Genomic DNA, 21,109 nt, shown 5'->3' on the forward strand with positions numbered 1-21,109 from the left:
TGATCACGTCGCCGCTCCGCCTTGCGGCTGTTCGGGTTCGCGGACGCCGCTAAGGAGGCGACCGCAGCGACGCCCAGCCGACGAACCGAACGAATAGAGCTTGCGGTGACGGTGCCTCGTTCGGGTTGAGGCGGTGCAGGTCGATCGCTGCCTCGTAGAGCTGCCCGCACAGGTAGACCGACATGCCTACCCGATCCCCGGCGTACTCGGCGACCAGGGACAGCCGGGCGACGGCGCACGGCCACGGGTGCGCACAGCGCTTGCACAGCCACATGGGCCGGATGGGCAGATGCGGACGGGCGGCGCTGGTCATGCCGTCACCCGTACCCGCCTGGCGCGAGGGCGGCTGACAGCAGGCGTTGCCGGCGCGGCGGCGAGCCAGCGCAGTCCGGCCGGTTGCACGAACAGTTCCCGCTTGGCGACCGCCTCGCCCCTGGCGCTCAGCTCGTATGCCTCGATCCATGTCCAGCCGTCGTAGCTGTGCCGGTCGGCGATCTCCCGAATCACGCGGACGATGATGGGTCGCACGAATTGCACGCTTGCGGCGCGGGTGAGGTGCAGGACATCGCCGCACTTGATCAACCCGGGCGCTGCCGCCATGTGACCCCCTCCGTCGTTGGGAAGGGGCCGCCCCTGGTTGCTCGCCCAAGGGGCGACCCCGGGCAGCACTCCCGCCGGGCGTCGGGCCTCCACCGGGTAGCGCCGCTCAACCGTCACCCTGCCGAGAGCTACGGGACCAGTACACAGCGTTGATGTATGGTGCCTAGATATTCGGGACGTCCACAGGGGAGGCGGGATGAACCACGTACTCCAGGCGGCGATGGCTGAGGCTGGCGAGACGGCCGAGAGCTTGGCAGCTCAGACCGGCGTAGACCCGAAGACGGCAGCGCGTTGGATCTCCCCGGGACGAGTGCCCCAACCACGCCGACGTGCACAGGTGGCCGCACTCCTTGGTCGGGACGTCGGGGATCTATGGCCCGACGTCCTGAAGCGACGTGAGCCGCAGTGGCTACGCGAGTGGGTCGACTGGGAACGAGAAGCAGTTGCCCTCCGCTGGTTCGAGCACTGTTGGATACCTGGCCTTCTCCAGACCGAGGCGTACGCGCGGGCAACTCTTGCCGGCGAGGCGCTGACCCCGGCGGAGGTAGACGAACTGGTCGCCTCACGCATCGAGCGGCAAGCGATCCTGCGCCGAGAGCGCCCACCCCTTTTCGTCGCCGTCATCTTCGGAGGAGTGCTGCACCAGTCGGCGTATGGCAACCGCGATCTGATGCGCGAACAGGTCGAGCACCTTGCCCGCTGCGCAGCCCTTTCCACGGTGCAAGTGCACATCGTGCCGAAGGACGTTGGCATGTATCCGGGGCTCGGCGGAGGCTTCATCATCGCCGAGCTACCCAGCGGCGAGCACGTCGCGCACGTCGACAGCCAGGGGCCAGCGCAGATCGTAAATCAGGCTGCGGACGTTGCTACGCTCAGTCGTAGATGGGAGCGCATCAGGGGTGACGCCCTCTCCCGAAACCAGTCTCTAGACCTGATCAGAGAAGCGGCAGGATCATGGACATGACCGGTGCGCAGTGGCGCAAGAGCACGAAGAGCGGCAACAACGGTGGCTCGTGTGTCGAGGTCGCCGACAACCTCCCGGGCATCGTCCTGGTCCGGGACACCAAGGACCGTGACGGCGGAACCCTGACCTTCGGGCCGGTATCGTGGCAGGGCTTCGTTAACCTGGCCAAGAAGATCGGCCCTGTGGGCTGACCCCAGGCCATGAGCGGCCCCGGTACTCCTGATGGGTGCCGGGGCTGCTTCATGTCCGACGGCGCGTCAGGGTAATCACTAGCCGACCGGCTGCACGCCGTGACCGGGGACGCCGCCTACCTGGCCGGACTCGACGTGGCCGGGGTGGCGCACGTCGGCGAGGAGATGGGCCGGCTGCACCCGGTCGGTCGGATCGGGCGTACCGGCGAGGTGGCCGAGGTGGTCGTGTTCCTGCTCTCCGAGCGTGCCTCGTTCGTCAACGGCGCGACGGTGCCGGTCGACGGGGGACGGGCGGCGCTCGGGCTGGATCCGGAGGCGCGCTGACCTGATCACGTCGTGCCCGGGGGGCCGCCGGCATGCCTAGCACAGTCACGGTCGGCTCGGGTGCCTGTCCACAGTGCCTACGTTGTCCACAGGTGACGGTTCATCGGCCGATGTGTGACGAGCCGTCACCGTAGCGTTCCGAGCCGTGCCAGACGACGAGGAGACGACGGTACGGCGGCGGCTCGTCCGGCTGTTCGGGTTCGCGGACGCCGCTGCCGTTCCGCCGAGCCCCGCCTCCCGCTCGCGCGGGCCTGGCTCGGCGGCGGGGTCCTCGCGGTGGCCCGGGCCATCCCTCTCCGGGCCGGACCGCGAGCCTGGGCCCGACGACGCCGGGCCGGTCCTCAACGGCATGCCCGGTGCGCGCTCCGGGCATGCCACCGGCGGGACCGGGCCGGATTTGCGAGGGCGGCTCGGCTCGGGTTCCGGGCGTGGGCCGGGCGAGGTCGAGACGGGGTTCGGGCTGCGGCGCGGTGTCCCGGAGCACGACGGCGGTGCGGAGCAGCCATTCGGGGCGGATCCGGCGTCCACCGAGCCGGACGACGAGGGGAACCGTCAGTCGGCGTCCCCGCGAGGTCTGGCGTCCCGGCTGCCCGGCCCGGGCGCGTTCGACCCCGGCCGTCGGGGTGTGCGTGCGCTCGCGGTGCTGGCGGCAGTCGTGGTCGTGGTGGCCGCCGTCTGGGCGTGGCGCTCGCGTCCGACCGCCGAACCCGTCCAGCCGGTCGTGGCGGCCACCGAGGCGCCGGCAGGCGGGGTGACCGACGTGGTGACCGGTGCGCCCGCATCGGGCGGCTCACCCGGTCAGGTCGTCGTCGCGGTGGCCGGGAAGGTGCGCCGCCCCGGCCTGGTCCGGCTGCCGGCCGGTGCCCGGCTCGCCGATGCCATCGAAGCGGCCGGCGGCGCGCTGCCCGGCGTCGACGTGGCGCTGCTCAATCCCGCCCGCAAGGTCACCGACGGTGAGCTGATCCTGGTCGGCGTGACCGCCCCACCGGGACCGTCCGGACCCGCCCCGGCCGGCGGCGGGACAGCGCCGGGCGGTCCGGCGGCACCGGCCGGGCCGGTCAACCTGAACACCGCCACCCTCGCCCAGCTCGACGCGCTGCCCGGCGTCGGCCCGGTGCTCGCCCAGCGGATCCTCGACCACCGGGACCGGAACGGCGGCTTCCGGTCCGTGTCCGACCTGCGCCAGGTCGACGGCATCGGCGACGCGCGGTACGAGCAGCTCAAGGAACTGGTGACTGTGTGAGCAGCCGACCTGGGCCAAGGCCCGTTCTGGCTGATGGCCGCGCCGTGGTCGCCGACGGGGACGTGGGCGGTCGTGAGGTGCTCGACCTGCGGCTGGCCGGGTTGGCGGTGGCGGCCTGGCTCGCCGCGCTGGCCGGGCTGCACCTCGGTGTCCGGGCGAGCGTGTGGTTGGCCGCCGTCGCCGCTGCGCTCGCCCTGCTCGCGGGCCTGCACCTGGGCGGGGTGCTGGGCCGGCCGGGTGCGGTGGCCCGTCGCTACGGCTGGATCGCGGTCGCCGTACTGCTCGGCGTGCTCTGCGGGGCGGCGGCCACCGGGGCCCGGGTCGCGGTCCGCGACGCCGCCCCGGTCCGCGCGCTCGTCACCGACCGTGCCCCGGTCACCGCCGACCTGGTGCTCCGAGACGACCCCCGTGCGATTCGCGGCGCGCCCGGCCGTCCGCCGATGCTGCTGGTCCGGGTGGATCTGATCCGGCTCACCGGACCCGGTGGCACCCGGGTCACCGGCCCGGTACGCGCGCTGGTGCTCGCCACCGACCCGTCCTGGCGTCCACTGCTGCCGGGGCAGCGGGTCACCAGCCGGGGACGGCTGTCCGCCCCGCGCGGCGGCGACCTGACCGCCGCCGTGTTCTCCACCGCCGACCCGCCCACGCTGCGCGGCGACGCGTCATGGCCGCAACGGGCCGCGGGCGTGCTGCGCGCCGGGCTGCAACGGGCCTGCGAGCCGCTGCCCGACGCGCCGGGCGGGCTGCTGCCGGGCCTGGTGGTGGGCGACACCAGCCGGCTGCTGCCGGAGGTGGAGGAGGACTTCCGGGCCACCGGGATGACCCACCTCAACGCGGTGTCCGGCTCCAACGTGGCGATCGTCGTCGGGGCGGTGCTGTTGCTGGCCCGCTGGGCGCGCGCCGGTCCGCGTACCGCCGCCACGCTCTGCGTCCTCGCGCTCGTCGGGTTCGTCATCCTGGTGCGACCCTCGCCGAGCGTGGTGCGTGCCGCAGCGATGGGCGCGATCGGGCTCGCCGCGCTCGCCGCCGGGCGGTCCCGGTCGGCGCTGCCCGCGCTCGCCGCCGCCGTCACCGGTCTGGTGCTGTACGACCCGGAGCTCGCGGGCGACCCGGGTTTCGCGTTGTCGGTCTGCGCCACCGGGGGACTGCTGCTGCTCGCGCCCGGCTGGCGGGACGCGTTGCGGCGCCGGGGCGTACCGGCCGGGCTGGCCGAGGCGCTCGCGGTGCCGGCGGCCGCGCAACTGGCCTGCGGCCCGGTGATCGCCGGCCTGTCCGCGACGGTGAGCCTGGTGGCGGTGCCGGCGAACCTGCTCGCGGTGCCGGCCGTCGCGCCGGCCACTGTGCTCGGCGTGCTGGCGGCGGTGCTGTCGCCGCTGTGGCCGGGCGGTGCGGAGTTCCTGGCCTGGCTGGCGAGCTGGCCGGCGCGCTGGCTGGTGGCGGTGGCCGGATACGGGGCGGACCTGCCGGCCGGGAACCTGCCGTGGGCGGGCGGGGCGGCCGGGGCGCTGCTGCTGGCCGCGGTGAGCGTGGCGCTGCTGCTCGCCTTCCAGCGGCGCCGGGCGCGGCGGCTGATCGCTGTCGTCGCGGTGGCGGTGGTGCTGGGCGCGGTGCCGGTAAGACTGCTCGCCTCCGGCTGGCCGCCGCGCGGCTGGGTGGTGGTGGCGTGCGCGGTGGGGCAGGGGGACGCGGTGGTGCTGCCGGTCGCCGCCGGCCGGGCCGTGGTGGTCGACGCCGGCCCGGAACCGTCAGGCGTGGACGCCTGCCTGCGCCGCCTCCGGGTACGTGAGGTGCCGCTGCTGGTGGTCAGTCACTTCCACGTCGACCACGTCGGCGGGGTGTCCGGGGTGTTCCGGGGCCGGCGGGTGGGTGCTGTGGTGGGCCCGTCCTGGTCCGAGCCGCCCTACGGGGCCGCCCAGGTGCGCGAGGCGGCCCGTCGGGCGGGTACGCCGGTGGCTCCGGTGCAGGCGGGGTGGCGGTGGCGGGCGGGCGCGGTGGACCTGGACGCGGTCGGGCCGCCGTACCCGCTGCGGGGCAGCCGGTCCGACCCGAACAACAACTCGCTGGTGCTGGCCGCCACCGTGGACGGGGTACGCATCCTGCTGACCGGGGACGCCGAGACGGAGGAGCAGCGGGCGATGCTGGAGACGACGCCGGCCGCCCGGATCCGGGCCGACGTGCTGAAGGTGGCCCACCACGGGTCGGCGTACCAGGATCCGGAGTTCCTGGCCGCGGTGCGTCCGGCGGTGGCGCTCGTCTGCGTGGGCGTCGGCAACGACTACGGGCACCCCGACGCCGGGCTGCTGGATCGGCTGAGCCGGGGCGGCGCGCGGGTGTTGCGTACCGACACCGACGGGGACATCGCAGCGGTCCGGGTGGGTGGCGGGCTCGCGGTGGTGAAGCGGGGCGCCGAGGCGGGACGGCCACGCTGAAGGGGAATCTTGTCAGAGTAAAAAGGGGATCAAGTCAAATGTCTGGATTTGCGCTGTCTGCGGGCTGCGCCGTCACAGTCCCCGATGAGCAGGCCCGGCCGGGTCGGAGGGCGTGCGAGTATGGGCGACGTGACCCCCGCCGACCTGCCTCCTATTGTGCTCGTCCTGGGCGACGAGGAGCTGCTCGCCACGCGAGCGGTCACCGAAGCCGTCGCCCGGGCCCGCGAGGTCGACCCCGACGTGGACGTGCGGGAATACCAGGCCGGCACGCTCACCGTCGGCGAGATCGCCGAGATGCTCAGCCCGTCGCTGTTCGGCGGTCGCCGGGTGCTCGTGCTCCGCTCCGGTCAGGACGCCCGCAAGGACCTGTCCACCGCGCTGCTCGGGTACGCGAAGAATCCCGACCCGGACGTGCAACTCGTGGTGCTGCACCTGGGTGGGGCCAAGGGCAAGGCGTTCGCGGACGGCCTGCGGGCGGCGGGCGCCACAGTGGTGCCGGCGGTGAAGCTCAAGGGCGACCGGGAGCGGTCCGCCTTCGTTCGGGACGAGATCCGCCGCCACGGTGGCAAGTGCACGCCCGACGCGGCCGACGCCCTGGTCGCGGCCGTCGGCAACGACATGCGTGAGCTGGCTGCCGCCTGCTCGCAACTGGTCGCCGACACCGACGGGCGGATCGGCGCGGACACCGTCGCCCGTTACTACCGGGGACGGGCCGAGGTGACCGGCTTCACCGTCGCCGACGCGACGATGGTCGGTGACGTGCCCGGCGCGCTGGAGGCGCTGCGGTGGGCGCTGCACGTCGGCGTCGATCCGGTGCCGATCGCCGACGCGCTGGCCGACGGCGTGCGGACCGTGGCCCGGGTCGCCGCCGCCGGCCGGGGCAACGCGTTCCAGCTGGCCAAGACGCTCGGCATGCCGGCCTGGAAGATCGAGAAGGCTCAGGTACGCGCCCGGGGCTGGACGCCCGAGGGCCTGGTCGAGGCGATGCGGGTGGCCGCCGAGTGCAACGCGGCGGTCAAGGGCGGTGCCGACGACCGGGCGTACGCGCTGGAGCGGGCCGTGTTCTCGGTGGCCGCGGCCCGGCAGGGCGGCGCCCGGTGACCCGAGCGTGGTCGACGGTGGCCACGGACGAGGAGCGGTACCGCCCGCTCTACGCCCGGGTGCTGGGGCTGCGCTTCGTCAACCCGGGTGGGGTGCTCTGCTTCCTCTTCTTCGAGGGCGCGGTGGCGCTGGCCGTGCTGCTCGCGCTCGCCGAACTGGTGAGCTGGTGGGCGGTGCTGGTGCTGCCGGTCGCGGTCGCGGCGATGGTCAAGCTCAACGACGTGGTGGCCGAGATGGTCGTCCGCACCGCCGCGCAGGTGCCCGAGCAGGAACGGGACCGCTTCCGCCGGCAGATGGAGCCGGTGATCGGGCGGGCCCGGGTGCCGGCGAGCGCCCGCGTGTCGCCGGGCGGGGCGGCGAGCATCGGGTCGCTGCCGGGCGGCGCGTCACCGGCGAGCTCCGGTGCGCTGCACGGCGGCGCGACCGCCGATTCCCGGGGCGTCCGCTACCACCATCCCCAACGCGCGACGTTCGACCGCCCGAACGAGCGATAGCCGCAGCCACCGGGCGGCGCTCTTCCGCCGGACGCCCCGCGCTACGCCCTCCGAACACCCGCGCTCTCCCGCCGGCGCCGTCGCCGACCGACCGTGGCGCGATCACCCCGCAGATCTTGGTACGAAACGGCCCCCGTAGGGGCCGAAATCTTCCACGACCTCCGCGGCGCACCCGCGCCGCGCACCACGCCCGCATTCCGGTGCGCCGGAGGTGCAAGCGGGGAGTACGGACAGGCGGAAGCCCCGTGGGCACAATGGCCCCGGGGCTTCCGGTGGGATCTGTGGCGCTGGTCAGGCAGAGAACGAGGCGACGCGCTTGGCGATCGCCGACTTCCGGTTGGCCGCCTGGTTCGAGTGGATGACACCCTTGCTGGCAGCCTTGTCCAGCTTGCGGGTGGCCTCACGCATGAGCACGGTGGCCTTCTCGGTGTCGCCCGCCTCGGCAGCCTCGTGGAACTTCCGGATGGCGGTCTTCAGCGACGACTTGACCGACTTGTTACGCAGCCGGCGCTTCTCGTTCTGCCGGTTGCGCTTGATCTGGGACTTGATGTTCGCCACGCGACAGCCTCGTCTTGATAGCTCGGGTTGGTCTGCTTTCGCGCACGACGAGCATGCGTCATCGCCGCGCGAAAAGCCAGGCTACCAGGTCGGCCCCGGACGAGCCAAAACGCCTCCGCCCGGCCCCATCCAGCCTGGTCGAGCGCGTGCCACTTCGGGGAGGTGGTGAGGTCAGGGCCCGTGGGATGCCGCCATCTCGCCGAACTGGTGTGGATCAAGGGGAAGGGGCGGGGCGTGCCCAGGACCAGCCCCGGCGCTCGGCCAGCCAGCCGAGTGCCTGCTCCCCGCTCCAGCGCTGGTGGGCGCGCAGGTGCGGGGAGGCGTTGGACGGCCCGGCCTCGGCGCCGGTCAGGAAGTACCCGGCCAGCGCGGCGAGCGTCACGTCCAGCGCGTCAGCGGGCGCCCCGGCCGCCGCCGGGTGCCCCGCGAACGCGGCGTCCGCGTCGAGGCCGCTGGCGTACGCGGTGAGCAGCAGCCCGGCCAGGTCGAACCAGGCCGGCCCGTGGCAGAGCCAGGGCCAGTCGCACAGCCAGGCCCGCCCGCCGGAGTCGATCAGGAGGTTGTCCACCCGCAGGTCGCCGTGGGTCAGGCCGGGAGCGGCGTCGGCATACCCGGGCAGGCGCGACTCCAGCGCGACCAGCTCGGCCAGCGGGGCGCCGGCGGCCTGCTCGGGCAGCGGCTCCCGTCCGGCGGCCACCTCGCCCCACCAGAGGATGTCGTCGCGGGCCAGGTCGGCGAGGCGGGGGAGCCGGAGCGCGGCCAGTTCCGCGGGCGCGGTGGCGAGCGCGGCGGCCACCTCGGCGTACGCGGCGAGGGCGGCGTCCAGCTCGGCCGGCGCCCAGGGCAGGCGGGGGGTGTGCCCGTCGATGGCGTCGAGCGCGAGCGCGTACCAGCCGGACTCGGTGAGCGCCCAGCGCGGCCGGGGCACCGGCAGCCCGGCCGGGAGCCGGGCCAGGATCGCCGCCTCGTGGGCGTACCAGTCGACCAGGTGCCGCTGCCCGTTCAGTGCCGCCGCCTTGACGAACGCCCGCTCCCCGGCAGGGCCGGTCAGTACGGCGGCGAAGCCGCTGGTGAAGCCGCCACCCGCCACCCGTACCGCCGCTGGTGGACCGCCGATCCGGGCGGCGAGCGCGTCGCGCAGCCCGGCCGGCAGGTCGGCCCAGCCGGGCCGGACGGCCGTCGACCCGTACGGAACGGGCGGTAGGGAGATCGCGCGCACCGCACCATGCTGCCGCACCGGCGGCGCGCGGCGAACCGGCGCGTCGGTGGGCTCTGCCAGACTGCCTGCCATGAGGACCGACGAGTTCTGGCAGTTGATCGACGAGGCCCGCGCCGGCGCCGGGGGAGAGCCCGACGCGGTCGCCGCCCGGGCGGTCGCGCTGCTGGCCGAGCGCGACCCGGAGGAGATCGTCGGATACGCCCACCACCAGCGGCGGGTGCTCGCCGCCTCCTACCGGGTCGACCTGTGGGGCGCGGCGTACCTGATCAACGGCGGCGCCTCGGACGACGGCTTCGAGTACTTCCGGGGCTGGCTGATGACCCAGGGCCGGGCGGTGTTCGCCCGGACGGTCGGCGACCCGGACTCGCTGGCCGAGCTGCCGCAGGTCCGGGCCGCCGCGCTCAGTGGCGAGGAGTTCGAGTGCGAGCGGATGCTCGGGGTGCCGTGGGACGCGTACCGCAAGGCCACCGCGTCCGACCTGCCGGCCGAGCGCGACCCGGTCCCGGTGCCCGACCTGAACGACTTCTGGGACTTCGACGACGAGGAGGAGGCCCGCCGCCGGCTGCCGAGGCTGGCCGCGCTGTTCGTCGAGCCACCCGTGGAATAGGCGTGGAGTGAAGGGGGAGCCCGGGCGCGCCCCGGGCGACGTGGGACCATGGAGGGGGCCGGCGGCGCGCCGGCCCGCTCACGTCAGCCGACCAGAACGGACCGCTGTGCCACCGACGCTCGATCCCGGCGCGAACGCTCCTGGTGCCACCGACCCGGCGCGCATCCGGAACTTCTGCATCATCGCCCACATCGACCACGGGAAGTCGACCCTGGCCGACCGGATGTTGCAGCTCACCGGTGTGGTCGATCCGCGGCAGATGCGCGCGCAGTACCTGGACCGGATGGACATCGAGCGCGAGCGCGGCATCACCATCAAGAGCCAGGCCGTGCGGATGCCGTGGACGATCCGCGAGGGCGACCGGGCCGGCGAGACCGCCGTGCTCAACATGATCGACACTCCGGGCCACGTGGACTTCACCTACGAGGTGTCCCGTTCGCTCGCCGCCTGCGAGGGCGCGATCCTGCTCGTCGACGCGGCGCAGGGCATCGAGGCGCAGACGCTCGCCAACCTCTACCTGGCGCTCGAGAACGACCTGCACATCATCCCGGTGCTCAACAAGATCGACCTGCCGGCCGCCCAGCCGGAGAAGTACGCCGAGGAGTTGGCCCACCTGATCGGCGGCGACCCGGCGGACTGCATCAGGGTCTCCGGCAAGACCGGCGAGGGCGTGCCCTACCTCCTGGACGAGATCGTCCGGCAGTTCGTGCCGCCGGTGGGCGACGCCGAGGCGCCGGCCCGCGCGATGATCTTCGACTCGGTGTACGACGTGTACCGGGGCGTGGTCACGTACGTCCGGGTGATCGACGGCCGGATCTCCGCCCGGGACCGGATCAAGATGATGTCCACCGGCGCGGTCCACGAGCTGCTGGAGATCGGCGTCATCTCGCCGGAGATGGTGAAGGCCGACGCGCTCGGCGTCGGCGAGGTGGGTTACCTGATCACCGGCGTGAAGGATGTGCGGCAGTCCCGGGTCGGTGACACGGTCACCATCAACGGGCGGCCGGCGTCCGAGGCGCTCGGCGGCTACAAGGATCCGAAGCCGATGGTCTACTCGGGGCTCTACCCGATCGACGGCTCGGACTACCCGAACCTGCGTGAGGCGCTGGACAAGCTCAAGCTCAACGACGCGGCGCTCACGTACGAGCCGGAGACCTCCGGCGCGCTGGGCTTCGGCTTCCGCTGCGGCTTCCTCGGCCTGCTGCACCTGGAGATCATCCGGGAGCGGCTGGAGCGGGAGTTCAACCTCGATCTGATCTCCACCGCTCCGAACGTGGTCTACCGGGCCATTCAGGAGGACGGCGAGGAGGTCGTGGTCACCAACCCGAGCGAGTACCCGACCGGCAAGATCGCCGAGGTGTACGAGCCGACCGTCCGGGCCACCGTGCTGACCCCGAACGACTACGTCGGCGCGGTGATGGAGCTGTGCCAGGGTCGCCGCGGCAGCCTGCTCGGCATGGACTACCTCTCCGCCGACCGGGTGGAGCTGCGCTACACGCTGCCGCTGGCCGAGATCATCTTCGACTTCTTCGACCAGCTCAAGAGCCGCACCAAGGGTTACGCCTCGCTCGACTACGAGCCCTCCGGCGAGCAGGCGTCCGACCTGGTCAAGGTCGACATCCTGTTGCACGGCGAGCCGGTCGACGCGTTCAGCGCGATCGTGCACAAGGACAAGGCGTACACGTACGGCACGACGATCGCGGCGAAGCTGCGCTCGTTGATCCCGCGCCAGCAGTTCGAGGTGCCGATCCAGGCGGCCATCGGCAGCCGGGTCATCGCCCGGGAGACGATCCGCGCGATCCGCAAGGACGTGCTCGCCAAGTGCTACGGCGGTGACATCAGCCGTAAGCGCAAGCTGCTGGAGAAGCAGAAGGAGGGCAAGAAGCGGATGAAGATGGTGGGCCGGGTGGAGGTCCCTCAGGAGGCGTTCATCGCGGCGCTGTCGTCCGACTCCGGCGACACCAAGTCGCCCGGCAAGAAGTAGCGGCAAGGCTCCACGAACCGGCCGGCGTCCTCTCCAGGGCGCCGGCCGGTTCGCGTACCCAGGAATTTTTCAGCTGCCGGCAGCGCTCCCACCTGCGGGTTCGTCGCGGTCGGGGAGCGGCGGTCGATGCCGCCGGTTTCGGTTTTCGATGCGTCGGGCATTTAGCGGGCACGACAGCAACCGCACGGAACGTGCGAAATCGCTTGAGGAGGACCGACCGTGGAGTTCACCGTCTGGGGCATCATCACCGCGCTCGTCGTGGGTCTGATCGTCGGCGCGCTGGGCCGGCTGGTCGTACCGGGCCGGCAGAACATGCCGATGTGGCTGCACATGGTGATCGGCGTCGGCGCCGCGCTGCTGGGCACCGTCCTGGCCCGCGCGCTCGGCATCGCCACGCAGACCGCCGGTATCGACTGGGCCGAGCTGGCCGTGCAGGTCGTGCTCGCGGCCATCGGTGTGGCCCTGGTGGCCGGCGTCGGCCGCCGCCGCGGCGTCGCGCATCACTGATCGACGTACCACGCGCCTCGACGGGCGCCCGGCCGATGCGGCCGGGCGCCCGTCGGTGTATTCGGCGCATTGAGCCCCGTCGGTGCGCCGGGCTGGCCCGCCGCGCCGGGTTTCGGGAAGAAGCAGCAGCTCAGGGTGCGCCTGAACAATTCGTCATCGGAGTCGGTTTGGATTTCCGGGCGGTCGGGAACTTAGCGATCACGACAGTAACCACACAGGAATGTGTGACCCGATCTTAAGGAGGAGGGCGACCATGGAGCTCACCGTTTGGGGCATCATCACGGCGCTGGTCGTTGGTCTGATCGTCGGCGCGCTGGGCCGGCTGGTCGTGCCGGGCCGGCAGAACATGCCCATCTGGCTGCACATGCTGATCGGCGTCGGCGCCGCGCTTCTGGGCACCATCGTCGCCCGGGCCTCCGGCTTCGCCGAGACCGCCGGCATCGACTGGCGCGAGCTGATGCTGCAGGTGCTGTTCGCCGCGATCGGCGTGGCCCTGGTGGCCGGTGTCGGCCGCCGTCGCGGCGTCTCGCGCTACTGACCCCGCACCACGCGCCTCGACGGGCGCCCGGCCTCACCGGCCGGGCGCCCGTCGGCGTATGTGTGCCCTGAGCTGCCCGGACGGCGTCGATGCCGGCCGGGCCTCAGGCTGCGATACGGTCGCCTGTGCCTCCGCCACGAACTCCCCCTGTTGTAAAGGAAATTTTCCTACTAAGGTGCGGCAGAGAAGGTTAGTGCCAAACGGCCCTGAGGGAGATATGGCGTGAACAGGTGGAAGCGGCTGGCTCCGGTCACCGCCATCGTGGCGTCGGCCGCGTTGGTGCTGACCGCGTGCGGTGGCTCCGGCGACGACGACAAGGCCGCCGACAACAGCAAGCTCACTGTGTGGATGATGGGTGAGGGCGGCGACGCCCAGACCACGTTCCTCGACAGCGTCGAGGCGGAGTTCAAGAAGAAGCACCCCGAGACCGACGTCGTGGTGCAGTACATTCCCTGGCTCGAGGCGCCGAAGAAGTTCCAGGCCGCGCTCGCCGGCGGGGAGGGCCCGGACGTCACCGAGCTGGGCAACACCGAGACCCAGGGCTGGGCCGCGCAGGAGGCCCTGGCCGACGTCTCGGACAAGTTCAACGGCTGGTCCGAGGGCAAGGACATCCTGCCCGACCTGGTCAAGAACGCCCAGCTCGACGGCAAGCAGTACGGCGTGCCGTGGTACGCCGGCGTCCGCGCCGTCTACTACCGCACCGACTGGTTCGCCGAGGCGGGCGTCAAGCCGCCGACGAACTGGGACGAGATGATCGCCGCCGCGAAGGCCGTGCAGGCCAAGAAGCCCGGCACCTACGGCATCGCCCTGCCCGGCAACTCCGAGCTGCCGTTCTACTCCTTCCTCTGGGGTGCCGGCGGGGAGATCGCCACCAAGGAGGGCGACAGCTGGAAGTCCGGCTACAACACCCCCGAGGCGCAGAAGGCGGTCAAGTTCTGGACCGACCTGGTGACCGTGCACAAGGTCGCCCCGCCGGCCGCCGCCGGGTGGAACGAGGTCGACGCCCGCACCCAGTTCGCCACCGGCAAGGCTGCCATGGCGTTCGCCGGTAGCTGGCAGGGTGGCGCGATGAAGAAGGACAACCCCGACATCGAGAAGGTGTGGGGCACGTTCCCGATCCCCGGCCCGGACGGCAAGCCCGCCCCGGCGTTCGCCGGCGGCTCCGACATCGCCATCTGGAAGGACAGCGAGCGGCAGGCGCTGGCCTGGGACTACATGACAGTGCTGCTGAGCAAGCAGAAGGACAAGGAGTTCGCCAGCAGCCTCGGCTTCTTCCCGGTCTACCAGGACCTGGTGAGCAGCGGCGACTACGCCAACGACAAGGTGATGGCCGCGTTCGCCACCGCCATCCAGAACACGAAGCTGACCCCGCTCACCCCGAAGTGGGTCGAGGTCAGCCGGACCAAGACGGTGACCCAGGCGATGAACAGCTCGGTCATCAAGGGCCAGAAGACGGTCGAGAAGGCAACCGCCGACGCGGCCACCGAGATGGAAGGCATTTTGAACAGCAAGTGAGCCTACTGACAAAGAGCCCCGGCGAGGCCGCCGCGCGGGAGACCCCCGCGCGGCGGCGCCGTCGCCGGGTGGACCACCTTCCGTATCTGCTCCTGCTGCCCTGCCTGGCGATCATCGCCGTGTTGCTGCTCTGGCCCCTCGGCCAGGTCGTGTGGATGTCCTTCCACAAGCTGGACAGCGTCCGGCAGCTGCGCGGCGACCGCGAGTGGCCGTGGGTCGGCCTGGCCAACTACGCCCAGATCCTCGGCGACCCGTTCTTCCGTACGGTGCTGCGCAACACCGTGCTGTTCGCGCTCGCCAACGTGGCGCTCACGATGATCCTCGGCACGCTGGTCGGGCTGCTGCTCAACCGCCTGGGCAAGAAGATGGTCACGTTCGTGGCGAGCTGCGTGATGCTCGCCTGGGCCACCCCGGCACTGACCGGCACGATCGTCTGGAAGTGGATCTTCGACGACACGAGCGGCCTGGTCACCTGGCTGTTCAACAAGCTTCCGGACGGGCTCTCCACGGCCCTGTTCGGGCGCAGCGACTGGACCGGGTACGGCTGGTTCAACGATCCGCTGCTGTTCTTCGCCATCCTGACGCTCGTGGTGGTCTGGCACTCGTTCCCGTTCATCGCGGTGAGCGTCCTGGCCGGGCTCAAGAGCGTACCGACGGAGCTGCAGGAGGCGGCCCGGGTCGACGGCGCCGGGCCGTGGAAGGTCTTCTGGAAGGTCACGTTCCCGATGCTGCGGCCGGTCTTCGGCATCCTCGTGGTGCTCTCCACGATCTGGGACTTCAAGGTCTTCACCCAGCAGTTCGTGCTGGCCGGCGGCACCCAGGACCGGACGACGTTCATGCTGTCGATCTACTCGTACGCGGAGGCGTTCTCGCCGCCGCCCAAGTACGGCCTCGGCTCGGCCATCGCGGTCATCCTCACCGTGATCCTGCTCGTGGTGACCGCCCTGTACGTCCGCATGGTGCTGAAGCAGGAGGACGAATGACGAAGAAGATCGCCCTCAACGGCGCGGGTCTGCTGGTGGCGCTCTTCGCCGCCTTCCCGGTCTACTGGATGGTGGCGACCTCACTGAAGCCCAACCGGGAGATCTTCTCGTCCACCCCCCGGCCGGTGCCGGCGGAGCCGACGCTGGAGCACTACCGGGAGATCCTCACCGGCAACCTGATCCCGGGCGTCACGTTCGCCGACTTCTTCCTCAACAGCGTGCTCGTCGCGCTGGCGACGGTGCTGCTGAGCGGGCTGGTCGCGCTGCTCGCCGCGACCGCCGTGGCCCGGTTCCGGTTCAAGCTGCGCACCACGTTCCTGATCATGCTGCTGGTGGTGCAGATGATCCCGCTGGAGGCGCTGGTCATCCCGCTGTTCCTGATGATCCAGCGGCTCGGCCTCTACAACACGCTGCCCAGCCTGATCCTCACGTACCTCGGCTTCTCGCTGCCGTTCGCGGTCTGGATGCTGCGCGGATTCGTCGCCGCGGTGCCCAAGGAACTGGAGGAGGCCGCCGCCATCGACGGCGCCAGCCGGGCCCAGACGTTCCGCAAGGTGCTGTTCCCGCTCGTCGCGCCCGGCCTGGTCGCCACCAGCATCTTCTCGTTCATCACCGCCTGGAACGAGCTGATCTTCGCCTTGACCTTCATCAACGACCAGCAGAAGTACACGCTGCCGGTGGCGATGACGTTCTTCTTCGGCCGGGACGACACCGCCTGGGGCTCGGTGATGGCCGCGTCCACGCTGTTCACCCTGCCGGTGATCGTCTTCTTTCTGCTGGTACAGCGCCGGATGGTCTCCGGTCTGGTGGCGGGAGCGGTCAAGGGCTGACCCGGTGCGGGCCGACCCGGCGGCCGTCAGGCCGCGGCGAACACCTCGGCCCGCACCTCGGTGGCCGGGTCGCCCTTCACCCGGGCCCAGGAGCCCTGCTCGGCGGTCCACTCCAGGTTGCCGAAGCGGACCCTCTTCACGCCGTGGTCGTCGGCGTGCGAGACCAGCCAGTGCGCATACCGCCAGCCGTTGCGGTCGCCGCCGGCCGGCACGGTGAGCGCGGTCAGGTCCGTCGCCGTGGGCAGCCGGGGCAGCCCCCAGTCCAGCGACAGGCTCTCCAGCACGGCGCTCGCGGCGGCCGGCCCCCGCATCGTCGGCGGCGAGGAGACGGTGCAGGCCACCGCGCCGGTCGCGTGGCCGAGCAGCGCCCGGGTGAGGACCTCCGACTCGTCCGCCCACTTCTCGTACGCCTCGGGGAACGCCGACCGCTGCACCCGCTGGGCGGCGTCGGTGACCCGCATCCGCTCCCAGCCCTGCACCTTCTTCAGCGCGGCGTAGAACTTGTTCGCCGCGTACCGCGGGTCCTGGACCTGCTCCGGGGTGCCCCAGCCCTGGCTCGGGCGCTGCTGGAACAGGCCGAGCGAGTCGCGGTCGCCGTGGGCGATGTTGCGCAGGTGCGACTCCTGGTACGCGGTCGCCAGCGCCACCACCACCGCGCGGTCGGGCATCCGGCGCTGCATGCCGATGGCCGCGATGGTGGCCGCGTTCGCCATCTGGTCGGCACCGAGCACCACCTCGCCGTCCGCCTGCACGGTGCAGGTCCGGCTGGACAGGGGGAGCCGCAGGTGCTCACCGAACTGTTTGGTCACGACGTAGACCGCGAGCAGTGCCAGCACGCACACCGCCACCCCAGATGCCACGATCGCCGCTCGCGTCCGCACCCGCACCCCCTGTCCCGACAGTCCGACAAGCGTACTTCCCACCCGCACCGGCGGGTCTCGGCCGACCGGCGGGCCCCACGTCGGCCGGAGCGGCTCCGGCGGGGCCGGCCGCGCACCTCATTCCCCGGCGGGCACCCAGGCGGCGGGACGCTTCTCCCGGAACGCCAGCACGCCCTCGCGCCCCTCGTCGGAGAGGAAGTACCCGGTGGACAGCGCGGCCAACTCGCCGATCTCGCCCCGCAGGTCGGTACCGGCGGGCCGGCGCAGCAGCTCCTTCGCCCCGGCCAGCGCCCCCGGCGCGCCCTTGACCAGCGAGGCGCAGTAGCGCCCGACGGCGGCGTCCAGCTCGTCGCCGGGCACCGCGGCGGTGACCAGGCCGATCTCGGCGGCCCGGCGGCCGTCGAACGTGTCGCCGGTCAGGTACAGCTCGGCGGCGGCCCGCTGGCCCAGCCGGGGCAGCACGGTCGCCGAGATCACCGCCGGGATCACCCCGATCCGCACCTCGGTGAACGCGAACGTCGCCTCCTGCGCGCAGACCGCCAGGTCGGCGGCGGCGATCAGGCCCAGCCCGCCGGCCCGGGCCGGCCCGGCGATCTTCGCGACCACCGGCTTCGGGCACTCCCGCACCGCCACCAGCACGTCGCCGAGCATCCCGGCGGGCACGGTGCCGCTGGCGTACGCGGCGGCGGTCTCCTTCAGGTCGGCGCCGGAGCAGAAGACCGGGCCGGTGTGGTCGAGCACGATCGCGCGGACGGCGTCGTCGGCGACCGCGTCGGCCAGCCCGGCCAGCAGCTCGGTCATCAGGGGCGTGGAGAGCGCGTTGCGGTTGTGCGGGCTGTCCAGGGTGAGGGTGGTCACCCCACGGGCCGTGGCGACTCGCACGAGAGCGTCCGGAGAGGTCATGCCGGGCACACTAGTGGCCATGCCCGGCGTCCTTCCAGAAGGCGAACCCGTCCCGCGCGACGGATCGCTGCCCGCCACCGCCACTCGCGCCGTCGGTGCCCGCGGCTTCGGCGTGTACGTCCACGTGCCGTTCTGTGCCAGCCGGTGCGGTTACTGCGACTTCAACACGTACACCGCTTCGGAACTGGGTGGCGGGGTGAGCCGGGAGACGTACGCCGACTCGGTGCTGGCGGAGCTGGCGCTGGCCGCCCGGGTGCTGGGCGACTCGCCGCCGCCCCGGGTCGACACCGTCTTCGTCGGCGGTGGCACGCCCACCCTGCTGCCCGCCGACGATCTGGCCCGGATCCTCGACGGCATCGACCGCGTCTGGGGGCTGGCCGCCGACGCCGAGGTGACCACCGAGGCCAACCCCGAGTCGGTGAGCCCGGAGTCGCTCAAGACGCTGCGGGCGGCCGGCTACACCCGGATCTCGCTGGGCATGCAGTCCGCCGCGCCGGGGGTGCTCGCGGTGCTCGACCGGCGGCACAGCGCGGGCCGGGCCACCGCCGCCGCCCTGGAGGCGCGTGACGCCGGGTTCGCGCACGTGAACCTGGACCTGATCTACGGCACGCCGGGCGAGACGGCTGAGGACTTCGCCGCCTCGCTGGCCCAGGTGGTCGACGCGGGCGTGGACCACGTCAGCGCGTACGCCCTGATCGTGGAGGACGGCACCCGGCTGGCCGCGCGGATGCGCCGGGGGGAGCTGCCGTACCCCTCCGACGACGTGGCGGCGGACCGCTACCTGGCCGCGGAGGCCGTGCTCGGCGTGGCCGGGTTCTCCTGGTACGAGGTGTCGAACTGGGCCCGTTCGGCGGCGGCGGCGTGCCGGCACAACCTGCTCTACTGGACCGGCGCCGACTGGTGGGGCCTGGGCCCGGGGGCGCACAGCCACGTCGGCGGCGTGCGGTGGTGGAACGTGAAGCACCCGAGCGCGTACGCGGCGCGGCTGGCCGAGGGCGCCTCGCCCGCGCTGGCCCGGGAGCAGCTCACCCCGGACGAGCAGCACATGGAGGACGTGATGCTGCGGGTGCGGCTCGCCTCCGGGCTGCCGCTGGACGTGCTGGACGCCGCCGGCCGGGCGGGCGCCGAGCGGGCCCGCGACGCCGGGCTGCTCGACGCCGGGGCGTACGCGCGGGGGCTGGTGGTGCTGACGCTGCGCGGCCGGCTGCTGGCCGACGCGGTGGTACGCGACCTGCTGCCGTGACCGGGGCCGGCCGGCCGCCCCCTCGGCCGGCCGGCGGTGTCACTTGACGAAGTTGTAGGTCAACGGGTAGCGGTACAGCACACCCTCGTTGGCCTTGATCCCGCCGATGATCCCGAAGATCAGCGGCACCAGCCAGACCAGCATCGGGACGAAGAACAGGATCCCGCAGCTGATGACCGTGATCACCCAGGCGAGCACGCTGGCGACGGTCCAGGTGATCTGGAAGTTCAGCGCCGCGACCGCGTGCGCGCGGACCGTCGGCGACTGCTGACCGCGGGTCATCAGCGCGATGAGCGGAGCGACCCAGCCGAGCAGGCCGCCGCCGACGATGACACCCGCGGCACCGCCGAAGTGCGCCACCAGGGCCCACGTCTTCTCGTCGTTGTTGGCGTACGCGGCGGGACCGTACCCGCCACCGGCGCCGTAGCCCGGCGTGCCGCCCGGCGGGGGGTAACCACCCGGGGGCGGGTAGCCGCCCGGCGGAGGTTGACCACCCGGGGGCGGGTAGCCGCCCGGGGGCGGATAGTCACCGGGCGGGGGATAGCCGCCGGGGCCCGGCGCCCCGGACAGTGGAGCGGTGGGTGGTTCGTCGCCCGGCGACGAGCCGTAGGGGGCCGACGGGTCGGGCTGGGGGCCGGAGTCCCCCGACCCGGGAGGGCGAGGAGGTTCAGTCATGGTCGCCACGGTAGGTGCACCGGTCAACTCGCACCAGAGCGACACAGGCCGACGATGACCGGCTGTTCGGCCCTGGTGGGGCGCGGTGTGTGGTGGGCCGCACCGCAGGTCCGTCGGGCGATCATCGCGTCGGCGGGGGTGCCGACGTAGACTGGCACTCGCTACAGTCGAGTGCCAGCCGCCCGGCGGATGCCGCGTGCCGGCCGACCGAGGTGCGTCAGGAGGTGGGGAATGGGTCTCGACGACCGCAAACTCGCCGTGCTGCGCGCGATCGTCGAGGACTACGTCGCCACGCAGGAGCCGGTCGGCAGCAAGACGCTGGTCGAGCGGCACCAGCTCGGCGTCTCGCCGGCCACCGTGCGCAACGACATGGCGGTGCTGGAGGAGGAGGGCTACATCCGGCAGCCGCACACCAGCGCCGGCCGGGTGCCCACCGACCGCGGCTACCGCCTCTTCGTCGACCGGCTGTCCCGGATCAAGCCGCTCAGCCCGGCCGAGCGCCGGGCGATCGAGCGCTTCCTGGTCGGCGCCGTCGACCTAGACGACGTGGTGCACCGTACGGTCCGGCTGCTCGCCCAGCTCACCCGGCAGGTGGCGGTCGTGCAGTACCCGAGCCTGGCCCGCTCCAAGGTGCGTCACCTGGAGCTGGTGCCGATCTCCACCACCCGGCTCATGGTCGTGATGATCGCCGACACCGGCCGGGTCGAGCAGCGGCTGGTCGAGCTGCCCGCCCCGGTGCCCGCCGACGACGTAACCGACCTGCGCCGGCTGGTGAACGAGAAGCTCGTCGGCAGTCAGCTCGCCGAGACGCCGCCGCTGGTGCAGGCGCTCGTCGACGAGTCGGCGCCGCGCCTGCGCCCGGCCATGACCACGCTCTCCACCGTGCTGCTGGAGACGCTCGTGGAACGGCACGAGGAGCGCCTCGCGCTGGCCGGGCAGGCCAACCTCACCCGGGGTGGCCTGCTCGACTTCCAGGGTTCGCTGCGCCCCGTCCTGGAGGCGCTCGAAGAAGAGGTCGTGCTGCTCAAGCTGATCGGCGAGACCGAGCCGAGCACCACCCGGGTGCTCATCGGCGACGAGAACGAAGTCGACAACCTGCGGGCCGCCTCGGTGGTCAGCACCGGCTACGGACCGGGCAGCACCATCGTCGGCGGTCTCGGCGTGCTCGGGCCGACCCGGATGGACTACCCCGGCAATATCGCCATGGTGAGGGCCGTGGCACGCTACGTGGGCGAACTGCTGGCCCAGAACTGACCAGTCAGGGCCGACGGCCGGTTCCGGCCGACGACCGGAGCGACGCGAGACGAACATGAGGACACC

General features: G+C 72.4%; 23 protein-coding genes. 16 read left to right on the plus strand and 7 right to left on the minus strand.

Features of this window, described 5'->3' with window-relative positions:
* Positions 1 to 49: 49 nt before the first annotated feature.
* Together C569_RS0118725 and C569_RS0118730 are read right to left on the minus strand one after the other, a co-directional pair.
* On the minus strand, positions 50 to 313 hold the full coding sequence (locus C569_RS0118725) for a hypothetical protein (RefSeq protein WP_018787308.1): 264 nt from the start codon (positions 311 to 313) through the stop codon (positions 50 to 52).
* Entirely contained in the window at positions 310 to 600 is a 291-nt protein-coding gene (locus tag C569_RS0118730) for a hypothetical protein (protein WP_018787309.1), read from the minus strand. The genes C569_RS0118725 and C569_RS0118730 overlap by 4 nt, the downstream gene beginning before the upstream one ends.
* A 196-nt stretch (positions 601 to 796) precedes the next feature.
* Here C569_RS0118730 and C569_RS0118735 point away from each other — a divergent pair, with 196 nt between their 5' ends.
* The 7 genes from C569_RS0118735 to C569_RS0118765 all read left to right on the plus strand — a co-directional run bounded on the left by C569_RS0118735 (position 797) and on the right by C569_RS0118765 (position 7,346).
* Positions 797 to 1,564, plus strand: a complete 768-nt coding sequence (locus tag C569_RS0118735; RefSeq protein WP_018787310.1) for a DUF5753 domain-containing protein — start codon at positions 797 to 799, stop codon at positions 1,562 to 1,564.
* On the plus strand, positions 1,561 to 1,755 hold the full coding sequence (locus C569_RS0118740) for a DUF397 domain-containing protein (RefSeq protein WP_018787311.1): 195 nt from the start codon (positions 1,561 to 1,563) through the stop codon (positions 1,753 to 1,755). The genes C569_RS0118735 and C569_RS0118740 overlap by 4 nt, the downstream gene beginning before the upstream one ends.
* 99 nt (positions 1,756 to 1,854) lie before the next feature.
* A complete protein-coding gene (locus tag C569_RS0118745; protein ID WP_018787312.1) occupies positions 1,855 to 2,079 on the plus strand; it encodes an SDR family oxidoreductase in 225 nt (74 codons plus the stop codon).
* Positions 2,080 to 2,428: 349 nt separating this feature from the next.
* Positions 2,429 to 3,322, plus strand: a complete 894-nt coding sequence (locus C569_RS33770; protein WP_018787313.1) for a helix-hairpin-helix domain-containing protein — start codon at positions 2,429 to 2,431, stop codon at positions 3,320 to 3,322.
* A gap of 44 nt (positions 3,323 to 3,366) precedes the next feature.
* On the plus strand, positions 3,367 to 5,751 hold the full coding sequence (locus tag C569_RS0118755; protein ID WP_018787314.1) for a ComEC/Rec2 family competence protein: 2,385 nt from the start codon (positions 3,367 to 3,369) through the stop codon (positions 5,749 to 5,751).
* A 120-nt stretch (positions 5,752 to 5,871) separates the two neighbouring features.
* Positions 5,872 to 6,852, plus strand: coding sequence for a DNA polymerase III subunit delta (gene holA / locus C569_RS0118760; RefSeq protein ID WP_026268340.1), 981 nt, complete (start codon positions 5,872 to 5,874; stop codon positions 6,850 to 6,852).
* A complete protein-coding gene (locus tag C569_RS0118765) occupies positions 6,849 to 7,346 on the plus strand; it encodes a hypothetical protein (RefSeq protein ID WP_026268341.1) in 498 nt (165 codons plus the stop codon). Before holA ends, C569_RS0118765 begins: the two co-directional genes overlap by 4 nt.
* A 291-nt stretch (positions 7,347 to 7,637) precedes the next feature.
* Here C569_RS0118765 and rpsT read toward each other — a convergent pair whose 3' ends face one another.
* Together rpsT and C569_RS0118775 are read right to left on the minus strand one after the other, a co-directional pair.
* Complete coding sequence (rpsT, locus tag C569_RS0118770) at positions 7,638 to 7,904, minus strand: 30S ribosomal protein S20 (RefSeq protein WP_013287988.1); 267 nt, start codon at positions 7,902 to 7,904, stop codon at positions 7,638 to 7,640.
* 214 nt (positions 7,905 to 8,118) lie between these two features.
* Positions 8,119 to 9,195 carry a phosphotransferase gene (locus C569_RS0118775; RefSeq protein WP_018787317.1) on the minus strand — a complete coding sequence of 359 codons (1,077 nt, stop codon included), beginning with the start codon at positions 9,193 to 9,195 and terminating at the stop codon, positions 8,119 to 8,121.
* Here C569_RS0118775 and C569_RS0118780 point away from each other — a divergent pair.
* From C569_RS0118780 to C569_RS0118810, 7 genes are all read left to right on the plus strand, one after another.
* On the plus strand, positions 9,194 to 9,730 hold the full coding sequence (locus C569_RS0118780) for a DUF4240 domain-containing protein (RefSeq protein ID WP_018787318.1): 537 nt from the start codon (positions 9,194 to 9,196) through the stop codon (positions 9,728 to 9,730). The genes C569_RS0118775 and C569_RS0118780 overlap by 2 nt on opposite strands.
* Positions 9,731 to 9,836: 106 nt before the next feature.
* Entirely contained in the window at positions 9,837 to 11,714 is a 1,878-nt protein-coding gene (gene lepA / locus C569_RS0118785; RefSeq protein WP_018787319.1) for a translation elongation factor 4, read from the plus strand.
* 219 nt (positions 11,715 to 11,933) lie between these two features.
* Entirely contained in the window at positions 11,934 to 12,221 is a 288-nt protein-coding gene (locus C569_RS0118790; RefSeq protein ID WP_018787320.1) for a GlsB/YeaQ/YmgE family stress response membrane protein, read from the plus strand.
* A 253-nt stretch (positions 12,222 to 12,474) separates the two neighbouring features.
* A complete protein-coding gene (locus C569_RS0118795; RefSeq protein WP_013287983.1) occupies positions 12,475 to 12,759 on the plus strand; it encodes a GlsB/YeaQ/YmgE family stress response membrane protein in 285 nt (94 codons plus the stop codon).
* A 222-nt stretch (positions 12,760 to 12,981) separates the two neighbouring features.
* Positions 12,982 to 14,274: a sugar ABC transporter substrate-binding protein gene (locus C569_RS0118800; RefSeq protein WP_018787321.1), complete on the plus strand. Its 1,293-nt coding sequence runs from the start codon at positions 12,982 to 12,984 to the stop codon at positions 14,272 to 14,274.
* Positions 14,271 to 15,257 (plus strand): carbohydrate ABC transporter permease, encoded by a 987-nt coding sequence (locus C569_RS0118805; RefSeq protein ID WP_018787322.1) that lies wholly within the window; start codon positions 14,271 to 14,273, stop codon positions 15,255 to 15,257. The genes C569_RS0118800 and C569_RS0118805 overlap by 4 nt, the downstream gene beginning before the upstream one ends.
* Positions 15,254 to 16,087, plus strand: a complete 834-nt coding sequence (locus C569_RS0118810; RefSeq protein WP_018787323.1) for a carbohydrate ABC transporter permease — start codon at positions 15,254 to 15,256, stop codon at positions 16,085 to 16,087. The genes C569_RS0118805 and C569_RS0118810 overlap by 4 nt, the downstream gene beginning before the upstream one ends.
* 26 nt (positions 16,088 to 16,113) lie before the next feature.
* Here C569_RS0118810 and C569_RS0118815 read toward each other — a convergent pair whose 3' ends face one another.
* Together C569_RS0118815 and C569_RS0118820 are read right to left on the minus strand one after the other, a co-directional pair.
* A complete protein-coding gene (locus C569_RS0118815; RefSeq protein WP_026268343.1) occupies positions 16,114 to 16,974 on the minus strand; it encodes a hypothetical protein in 861 nt (286 codons plus the stop codon).
* Positions 16,975 to 17,085: 111 nt separating this feature from the next.
* A complete protein-coding gene (locus C569_RS0118820) occupies positions 17,086 to 17,871 on the minus strand; it encodes an enoyl-CoA hydratase-related protein (protein ID WP_026268344.1) in 786 nt (261 codons plus the stop codon).
* Positions 17,872 to 17,890: 19 nt separating this feature from the next.
* On the opposite strand from C569_RS0118820, the gene hemW reads away from it, so the two are divergent.
* Positions 17,891 to 19,114: a radical SAM family heme chaperone HemW gene (gene hemW / locus C569_RS0118825; RefSeq protein WP_018787326.1), complete on the plus strand. Its 1,224-nt coding sequence runs from the start codon at positions 17,891 to 17,893 to the stop codon at positions 19,112 to 19,114.
* Between the two features lie 39 nt (positions 19,115 to 19,153).
* Here hemW and C569_RS32455 read toward each other — a convergent pair whose 3' ends face one another.
* The gene (locus C569_RS32455; protein ID WP_081635977.1) at positions 19,154 to 19,789 is read right to left on the minus strand and encodes a DUF4870 domain-containing protein; all 636 of its coding nucleotides are present in this window, start codon (positions 19,787 to 19,789) and stop codon (positions 19,154 to 19,156) included.
* Between the two features lie 231 nt (positions 19,790 to 20,020).
* Between C569_RS32455 and hrcA the strand changes: the two genes are divergently transcribed.
* Positions 20,021 to 21,043 (plus strand): heat-inducible transcriptional repressor HrcA, encoded by a 1,023-nt coding sequence (gene hrcA / locus C569_RS0118835; RefSeq protein WP_018787328.1) that lies wholly within the window; start codon positions 20,021 to 20,023, stop codon positions 21,041 to 21,043.
* Positions 21,044 to 21,109: the final 66 nt, after the last annotated feature.

The organism is Micromonospora sp. CNB394, from assembly GCF_000374985.1.
GTDB lineage: Bacteria > Actinomycetota > Actinomycetes > Mycobacteriales > Micromonosporaceae > Micromonospora > Micromonospora marina.

Excerpts from the sequence above, each read along its gene's own strand:
- C569_RS0118725 (WP_018787308.1), bottom strand. The coding sequence starts at position 313 with ATGACCAGCGCCGCCCGTCCGCATCTGCCCATCCGGCCCATGTGGCTG.
- C569_RS0118730 (WP_018787309.1), bottom strand. The coding sequence starts at position 600 with ATGGCGGCAGCGCCCGGGTTGATCAAGTGCGGCGATGTCCTGCACCTC.
- C569_RS0118735 (WP_018787310.1), top strand. The coding sequence starts at position 797 with ATGAACCACGTACTCCAGGCGGCGATGGCTGAGGCTGGCGAGACGGCC.
- C569_RS0118740 (WP_018787311.1), top strand. The coding sequence starts at position 1,561 with ATGACCGGTGCGCAGTGGCGCAAGAGCACGAAGAGCGGCAACAACGGT.
- C569_RS33770 (WP_018787313.1), top strand. The coding sequence starts at position 2,429 with ATGCCCGGTGCGCGCTCCGGGCATGCCACCGGCGGGACCGGGCCGGAT.
- holA (WP_026268340.1), top strand. The coding sequence starts at position 5,872 with ATGGGCGACGTGACCCCCGCCGACCTGCCTCCTATTGTGCTCGTCCTG.
- C569_RS0118780 (WP_018787318.1), top strand. The coding sequence starts at position 9,194 with ATGAGGACCGACGAGTTCTGGCAGTTGATCGACGAGGCCCGCGCCGGC.
- C569_RS0118775 (WP_018787317.1), bottom strand. The coding sequence starts at position 9,195 with ATGGCAGGCAGTCTGGCAGAGCCCACCGACGCGCCGGTTCGCCGCGCG.
- C569_RS0118795 (WP_013287983.1), top strand. The coding sequence starts at position 12,475 with ATGGAGCTCACCGTTTGGGGCATCATCACGGCGCTGGTCGTTGGTCTG.
- C569_RS0118810 (WP_018787323.1), top strand. The coding sequence starts at position 15,254 with ATGACGAAGAAGATCGCCCTCAACGGCGCGGGTCTGCTGGTGGCGCTC.
- C569_RS0118820 (WP_026268344.1), bottom strand. The coding sequence starts at position 17,871 with ATGACCTCTCCGGACGCTCTCGTGCGAGTCGCCACGGCCCGTGGGGTG.
- hemW (WP_018787326.1), top strand. The coding sequence starts at position 17,891 with ATGCCCGGCGTCCTTCCAGAAGGCGAACCCGTCCCGCGCGACGGATCG.
- C569_RS32455 (WP_081635977.1), bottom strand. The coding sequence starts at position 19,789 with ATGACTGAACCTCCTCGCCCTCCCGGGTCGGGGGACTCCGGCCCCCAG.
- hrcA (WP_018787328.1), top strand. The coding sequence starts at position 20,021 with ATGGGTCTCGACGACCGCAAACTCGCCGTGCTGCGCGCGATCGTCGAG.